The 482-nt window shown below is 39.4% G+C and carries 1 pseudogene; it reads left to right on the top strand.

Annotated features, from left to right (window positions below):
- Nucleotides 1-271 (top strand): annotated as a pseudogene (locus J7R10_RS08580) (ATPase); the annotation flags it as partial.
- Nucleotides 272-482 lie beyond the last annotated feature (211 nt).

Genomic DNA, 482 nt, shown 5'->3' with positions numbered 1-482 from the left:
CATTCAAGCGGGAAGCAGTTATTTGCGTAACGTTGAGTGTCCTTATATGCTTGCTGCACTTCACGTCCTGACAACTTTAACAGGATCAGCTCTTATTGCTCTTGCTGTTTTTGCTATGAAAATTAATACAGAATATGCTTGGAATATTGCCCATTTAGATGATGATTGGCTGCTGGAGTACTGGGGTAGCGATGAAGAAGCACTAGCGCGCCGTGCCCATCAGAAAATTGAATTTAATGCGGCTGTTACAATCATTACAACTTGTGCTTAAAGCTAAATTCCGTTTCTTTTTATGTTAGCCTTTTTCTTCTTCAGATAACTTTTGTGTTTTTTTGGTCTTTTTCTTTTCTAAGAATTACTTGTGCGTTTTGCTGCTAATCCCTCTCTACATCTTCCTCGGATCCCCCGCGATAAGAGTGGTGTCGATTTTTGGGTGTTTGTTATTACTGGGGCTAAATTATGTAACTTTCACGGAATTTTTG

It is taken from the genome of Bartonella vinsonii subsp. berkhoffii ATCC 51672, assembly GCF_902825225.1.
In the GTDB taxonomy this organism is placed as follows: Bacteria; Pseudomonadota; Alphaproteobacteria; order Rhizobiales; family Rhizobiaceae; genus Bartonella; species Bartonella berkhoffii.
Note: the sequence above shows the minus strand (reverse complement) of the source record. Positions and strands in the feature narration are given on the sequence as shown.